Genomic DNA, 1,452 nt, shown 5'->3' on the forward strand with positions numbered 1-1,452 from the left:
GCGGTGGTGGGAGACCAGCACCATGCCTGACGTCTTCGAGCCGTTCCAGTACGCGTTCATGCAGCGCGCGCTCGTCGGGAGCGTGCTCGTGGGGATCGTGTGCGCCGGCGTCGGCGTGTTCGTCGTGCTGCGCGGCCTCGCGTTCCTCGGCGATGCGGTCGCGCACGCGGCGTTCCCGGGCGTCGTCATCGCCTTCCTGCTCGACGTGAACCTCGTGATCGGCGGCATGGCCGCGGCGGTGGTGGCCGCGGTCGTCATGGGAACGCTCTCGCGCCGCGGGGTGATCCGCGAGGACACCGCCATCGGCGTGGTGTTCTCCGGCATGTTCGCCATCGGCATCGTCCTCTTCAGCGGCATCACCGCGTACACCGGCGATCTGCTCGGGATCCTCTTCGGCAATGTGCTCGGCGTCACCGAGGCGCAGCTCGTGCTCGCGGCGGCGGTCACCGTCCTCATCGTCGGCGTGCTCCGCCTCTGGGGCCGCCAGTTCGTCTTCGTCTCGTTCGACCCGGTCGGCGCGCAGGCCGCGGGCCTCTCGTCCGTCCGCTACGACACCGCGCTCATGGGCCTCATCGGACTCACGGTCGCGGTGTCCGTCCAGATCGTGGGCATCGTGCTCGTGGTCGCGATGCTCGTGACACCCGCCGCGACCGCGCGGCTCCTCGCCCGGGACATGCGCACCTTCATCGTGCTCTCGGGCGTCTTTGCCCTGTCGTCGTCGGTCTTGGGCATGTGGATCAGCTACTTCGTGAACGCCGCCTCGGGCGGCACGATCGTCCTCGTCGCCACCGCCGAGTTCGCGCTCGTCTGGGCGTTGACACAGCTGCGGCGCTGACGCCCGCCGGGCGGACGACCGGCGCCCGACGAGGGCGCGTGCTGTTGCGCGTTTTTGACATTCGTCCGCACCGTGCCCTGCCGCTGCGGTCACGACCGTGCACGCCCTCGCGCGGGCGTCCCGGCCCGGTGACAGGGAGGAACCATGAGACGCATCGCAGCTTCGGCCGTCACGACGGCGTTCACGGTCGCGCTGGTGCTCTTCGGCGCGCCCGCGAGCACGAGCCTCGCCCATGACAGCCACGTTCAGGCGAGCGCAGGGTCGAACGGCGCGATCAGCCTGGCCACCGGCCACGCTGATGCCAATGCGCAGACCGGCGTGAACGCGTCCGCGAGCGCGACGAGCGATACGGACGCGGACGCCGCCGAAACCGAGGACGAGGACACGACCGAGATGGAGACCGTCGAGGTCGAGAAGGAGGCCGCCGAGAAGGAGGCCACCGAGACCGAGGCTAGGGAGACGACCGAGGTCGAGCGAGAGCGCGACTAGTTCTCTGGTGTGACGGGGGCGGCGGGCGCGGACCCGCCGCCCCCCGGGACACGACACATCCGCCATCGCGCTACGTTCTTCCCGACGTGATGCCGTTCCGCGGCGCCCTCCTGGCCCTTGCCGCGCTC

At 70.6% G+C, this 1,452-nt stretch carries 2 protein-coding genes; both read left to right on the forward strand.

The window, feature by feature from the left end:
* Positions 1-22: 22 nt before the first annotated feature.
* Complete coding sequence (locus EPN29_14420) at positions 23-835, forward strand: metal ABC transporter permease (protein ID TAN29804.1); 813 nt, start codon at positions 23-25, stop codon at positions 833-835.
* Positions 836-979: 144 nt separating this feature from the next.
* Positions 980-1,324, forward strand: coding sequence for a hypothetical protein (locus EPN29_14425; GenBank protein TAN29805.1), 345 nt, complete (start codon positions 980-982; stop codon positions 1,322-1,324).
* Positions 1,325-1,452 lie beyond the last annotated feature (128 nt).

The sequence above is a fragment of the bacterium genome (assembly GCA_004299235.1).
In the GTDB taxonomy this organism is placed as follows: domain Bacteria; phylum Chloroflexota; class Dormibacteria; order Dormibacterales; family Dormibacteraceae; genus SCQL01.